Raw genomic sequence first — 3,450 nt, 5'->3', positions numbered from 1 at the left:
CATCGATCATCTCCTCGATTTTTTCGAGGAGTTCCTCGGGTTCGTGGGCGCGGGAGCGGGCGCAGGCGTGGGCGGGTTCGCCGCAGACGAGGCAGCGGCGCGGCGGGTGGCCGAGGTCGCGGCGGGAAAGGCCGCCTGCGACCGGATCGATCACGTCGAGGTCCCAGAGGCGGCCGAGCGGGTGGGTGTCCTCGAGGGCGACGGTCTCGCGCTTGAGGAGGCCCGCGTCGAGGTCGACCGAGACCAGCGCCTCGGGGCCGGCGGGGCCGTTGCCGAGGTGGGCGATCTCGGCGGCGACGTTCAGTTGGCCGAGGCGGTCGGCGAGGGCATCGAGGGCGACGTCGCGCAGGAGGCGCGCGGCGCGGTTGTCCTTGACCGGACCGGGCATGACGACGGTCAGGGAGACGACCGGCCGCCGACGCGTCGCGAAGAGCTCGAGGCGGCGCGCCACCCGCGCTTCGCGGGCGGCGAGCACCGTTTCGAGATCGACCGTCGGGCCGGCGAAGAGATCGTCTCCCATGACCTCACGCCTTCGGCTGACGGACGACGTCGATGACCGAGCCGTCGCGGTAGCGCACGATGCCGACGACACGGTCGAGGAACTCGATCGGCCGCGGCGTGCCGACCAGTTCGGTCGCCCGGGCGTGGAGGTCCTGGATCGTGGTGACCGGCAGACCGGCCGCCCTGAGCCGCTCGGCGACGTCGGGACGGTTCGGGTTGACGGCTATGCCGTGGTCGGTGACCAGCACGCCGACGGTTTCGCCCGGCGTCACGACGGTGGTGCACTTCTCGACGACCGTCGGGATGCGCGAACGGATCAGCGGGCCGACGACGATCGGCAGAGCCGCGCCCGCCGCGGTGTCGGAGTGACCGCCCGAGGCGCCGCGCATGACGCCGTCGGAGCCGGTGATGACGTTGACGTTGAAGTCGAGGTCGATCTCCAGCGCCGACAGGATCACCATGTCGACCCGGTCGACCGAAGCGCCCTTGGCGGTGAGGTTGGCGTACTGGTTGGTCGAGATCTCCAGATGCTCGGGGTTGCGGCCGAGCGAGGCGGCGGCGACGGCGTCGAAGCTCTGGGTGTCGAGGATGCGACCGACGAGGCCCTTCTCGTGCAGATCGACGATCGAGCCGGTGATGCCGCCGAGCGCGAAGCCGGCCTTGATGCCCTTGCGCTTCATCTTCTGTTCGAGGAAGCGAGCCGTCGCGGTGGCCGAGCCGCCGGTGCCGGTCTGCATCGAGAAACCGTCCTCGAAGAAGCCGGCATGTTCCATCACGTCCGCCGCCCAACGCGCGATCAGCAGTTCGCGCGGGTTGGAGGTGATGCGGGCGGCGCCGACCGAGATCTTGGCCGGGTCGCCGATCTGGTCGACGGGGACGACGAAGTCGACCTGATCCTGACGGATCGAGGCGGGGGCGTTGGGATAGGGAACGATCTCCTCGGCGAGCAGGATCACGGTCTCGGCGCGGGCCGCGTCGACCATGGCGTAGCCGAGCGAACCGCAGCGCGACTTGCCGGTCACCGCATTGGCGTTGCCGAAGGCATCCGCCGTCGAGACGCCGAGGAAGGCGACGTCGATGGCGATCTCGCCGCGGTCCATCAGATTGACGCGACCGCCGTGCGAGTGGATGTGGATCGGCTCCTCCATCAGCCCGTGGCTGATGGCGTCGGCGAGCTTGCCGCGCATGCCGGAGGTGAAGATCCGCCGGATGACGCCCGCCCTGATGTGCTCGATCAGCGGGAAATTGCAGGAGAGCAGCGACGAGGGGGCGAGCGTCAGGTCGCGGAAGCCCATCTCGGCGAGCTTGGCGACGACCGTGTTGATGGTCTGGTCGCCCTCGCGGAAGGCGTGGTGGAACGAGATGGTCATCCCGTTCTTGAGACCCGAGGCGCGGATCGCGTCCTCGAGGTTCTTCACCAGCTTGCGGCCGTGCTTCTCCTCGCGGGTGGCGAGATGGGGGGCCCGCGCGGTGACGCCTGCGAAGGGTTCGAGACCGGTCGGCAGGGTGAAGCCGGCGAGGCGGTCTTCGATGGTGTTGGTCATGGCTCGGTCCTCGCTCACTGCCGGACGCCGGAGGCACCGGCGCGTTGCAGGACGACGCGCGCGTGCTGGATGACGGGGGCGTCGATCATCTTGCCGTTGAGGGAGACGACGCCGAGGCCCTGGCGTTCGCCGGCGGCGGCGGCGGCGACGACGCGCTGGGCATAGTCGACCTCCTCCTGGGTGGGGGCGTAGGCGTTGTGCAGCAGGTCGATCTGGCGCGGGTTGATCAACGACTTGCCGTTGAAGCCCATGCGCTTGATCAGATCGACTTCCTTCAGGAAGCCCTCGTCGTCGTTGACGTCGGACCACACCACGTCGAAGGCGTCGATCTTGGCGTAGCGCGCCGCATGGAGGACGGCGCAACGGGCGTAGAACAGCTCGGTGCCGTCGCCGCGTTCGGTCTGCATGTCCATGACGTAGTCGAAGCCGGCGAGCGCGATGCCGATCAGCCGCTTCGAGGCCGTGGCGATGGCGACCGCGTTGATCACGCCGGAGGCGCTCTCGATCGCCGCCATCAGCTTGGTCGAACCGACCTCGCGGCCGCATGCGCGCTCGATGCGCTCGACATGGGCCTCGAGTTCGTGGACGTCCTCGGCCGTGTCGGTCTTGGGCAGGCGGACGACGTCGACGCCGGCGCGCACGACCGCCTCGAGGTCCTTCAGGCCGTAGGGCGTCGACAGCGGGTTGATGCGGACGACGGTCTCCATCGTCCGGTAGACCGGAAGGCGCAGCGCGTGGAAGACCAGCATCCGCGCGGCGTCCTTCTCGCGGAGCGACACGGCGTCCTCGAGGTCGAACATGATGGAATCGGGCTTGTAGACGAAGGCCGTCGACAGCATCGCGGCATTGGCGCCCGGCAGGAACAGCATGGAGCGGCGTAGTTTCATGCCAGGGTTCATGACAGCGCACTCCAGTCGGGGTTCCATTCGTCGACGGCGCGCGACACCGCGGTCTGGACGCGGGCGGCGACGACGCAGTCGAGCGCGCCCTTGTCCTCGATGACGACGAGGGCTTCCGTGATGCCGAGGCGGGCGAGGCAGTCGCGCGCCACCTTCTCGATGTGCGGGCCGAACTGGTGGATCACCTCCGACTGGAGCACGAGCTCGAGCCCGTCCTCCTTCGGTGCGATCCGGACCAGGAGGTCGCTCGACTCGAGCGTCCCGGCCAGGGCCTCCTTGACGATCTTCATGGGGTTCTTCCTCTCTGTGGCATCGCGCCCCGCGCTCTCCCGTCGTCGCGAACGAGCACGGGCTCAGGCGGCGGAAACGCGCGGGGGGCGATACCGGGTTTGAAGCAGTTGCAGGGTGGTCGGCGGCACCAGGCCGGCGATCCGCTCGAAATCGTCGTCGGCCAGCAGCCGGCGCACCTCGGAGGCCGAGATCGGCACCGAGCCGTGCTCGGTGCG

4 protein-coding genes and 1 pseudogene are annotated in these 3,450 nt (G+C 69.2%); all 5 read right to left on the bottom strand.

Annotation, left to right across the window (positions count from 1 at the left end; translation table 11 throughout):
* The coding region (citX, locus tag ACT53U_RS19565; protein ID WP_476157612.1) for a citrate lyase holo-[acyl-carrier protein] synthase at window positions 1-520 on the bottom strand (520 nt) is incomplete at its 3' end.
* Between the two features lie 4 nt (window positions 521-524).
* Window positions 525-2,045 (bottom strand): citrate lyase subunit alpha, encoded by a 1,521-nt coding sequence (gene citF, locus ACT53U_RS19560; protein WP_476157610.1) that lies wholly within the window; start codon window positions 2,043-2,045, stop codon window positions 525-527.
* A 14-nt stretch (window positions 2,046-2,059) separates the two neighbouring features.
* Window positions 2,060-2,944, bottom strand: coding sequence for a citrate (pro-3S)-lyase subunit beta (gene citE / locus ACT53U_RS19555; protein WP_476157609.1), 885 nt, complete (start codon window positions 2,942-2,944; stop codon window positions 2,060-2,062).
* Complete coding sequence (gene citD, locus ACT53U_RS19550; protein ID WP_476157607.1) at window positions 2,941-3,234, bottom strand: citrate lyase acyl carrier protein; 294 nt, start codon at window positions 3,232-3,234, stop codon at window positions 2,941-2,943. The genes citE and citD overlap by 4 nt, the downstream gene beginning before the upstream one ends.
* 63 nt (window positions 3,235-3,297) lie before the next feature.
* Window positions 3,298-3,450: pseudogene (locus tag ACT53U_RS19545) on the bottom strand ([citrate (pro-3S)-lyase] ligase); the annotation flags it as partial.

The sequence above is a fragment of the Pinisolibacter sp. DMC19 genome (genome assembly GCF_056313985.1).
This window is presented reverse-complemented; position numbering and strand designations above follow the sequence as displayed.

Bases quoted from the DNA above. Each gene is read 5' to 3' on its own strand.
- citE (WP_476157609.1), bottom strand. From the start codon at position 2,944: ATGAACCCTGGCATGAAACTACGCCGCTCCATGCTGTTCCTGCCGGGC.
- citF (WP_476157610.1), bottom strand. From the start codon at position 2,045: ATGACCAACACCATCGAAGACCGCCTCGCCGGCTTCACCCTGCCGACC.
- citD (WP_476157607.1), bottom strand. From the start codon at position 3,234: ATGAAGATCGTCAAGGAGGCCCTGGCCGGGACGCTCGAGTCGAGCGAC.